This is a genomic window from Methylobacterium sp. V23 (genome assembly GCF_002917135.1).
Taxonomy (GTDB): domain Bacteria; phylum Pseudomonadota; class Alphaproteobacteria; order Rhizobiales; family Beijerinckiaceae; genus Methylobacterium.
Genome location: NZ_PDHT01000118.1, coordinates 1 through 1,311, shown reverse-complemented (window position 1 = coordinate 1,311; position 1,311 = coordinate 1). Strand labels below are relative to the sequence as shown.

The window sequence follows — 1,311 nt, the reverse complement described above, 5'->3', positions numbered from 1 at the left end:
GGGCAGATCACAGCGTCTGGACCGGGTGCTGCCGGTCCACAGGGGGACGCGCAAAACAAGGCTGCTCCAGCAGGCTCCACGGCTACCGCATCGGGACCTGCGAAGGTTGCGTCTGCTGCAGCACCAGCCGCTCCGGCGGTGCCCAAGCCTTCTGCCGAGAACGTGCAGCAGATCGAGAACGCAGCTGGCGCCAACGACATTCAGGGCTGCCGAGCAGTTGCGCAGACGATGCGGCGGGCAGGCGTCGTCATGCCGGGGCCGCTCCTGGCTCTCGCTGCGATGTCTCCCAAGCTTCTGGAAGCTGCCTCACATCCTTGAAGACGCCCACCCCCTTTTCGGAAACGCCGTCTCCTCAATCAGGGAGCCTCTCTCATCACGCAGGATCACACCATGACGCGCCGTTCCACTCCGCCTTGGCTAGTTCCCGCTCTGCTCGGGTCCGCTGCTGCTCTTGGTGCATCCGCGCTCTATGCGGTCTCAAAGGCCCGCGAAGCCGAACGACGTACACCACCCATCGGCGACTTCATGACCGTGGATGGTGTCCGCCTGCACTACATCGTTCGCGGTCACGGTCAGCCCTTGGTGCTGATTCACGGCAACGGCACCATGATCCAGGACTTCCTGGTCAGCGGGATCGTCGACGAACTCGCCAAGCGCTACCGCGTGATCATCTTCGACCGGCCGGGCTATGGCTACAGCAGCAGACCCCGAGGGCTCTGGACCCCGCGGGCGCATGCGACTTTGTACGAAAAGGCGCTACAGAGGCTCGGCGTCTCGAAAGCTGTGGTCCTCGGACACTCCTGGGGCAGCCTTGTCGCCGTGTCCTTGGCGCTGCAAGCCCCCGGTCTTGTGCGCAGCCTCGTCCTGGCTTCGGGCTACTACTACCCGACGCTGCGCGCCGACGTGATCCTGGCTTCACCACCAGCGATCCCGGGCATCGGCGACGTTCTACGCTACACCGTATCGCCGCTCGTTGGGCGTGCACTGATGCCAGGCATGATCAAGGGGATGTTCGCGCCCGCTCCCGTGCCGGAGCGATTTGATCGGGAGTTCCCCAAGGAGATGATGCTGCGACCCCTACAGCTGCGAGCCTCAGCGGAGGACGCGGCTCTGATGACGCCTGTGACGGTCGAACTGCAGGAGCACTACCCCGAACTCAAGCTGCCCATCGTGATCATCGCAGGAGCCGACGATCAAATAGCAGATGTCGGACGTCAATCAGAGCGATTGCATCACGCCTTGCCGCAGAGCGAATTCATCGTCGTGCCAGGCATGGGCCACATGATCCATCATCTCGCGCCAAAGCGTGTC

1 protein-coding gene is annotated in these 1,311 nt (G+C 63.5%); it reads left to right on the top strand.

Going from position 1 to position 1,311, the window contains the following annotated elements; genetic code table 11:
- Positions 1-390 precede the first annotated feature (390 nt).
- The coding region (locus CRT23_RS27525; protein ID WP_103712632.1) for an alpha/beta hydrolase at positions 391-1,311 on the top strand (921 nt) is incomplete at its 3' end.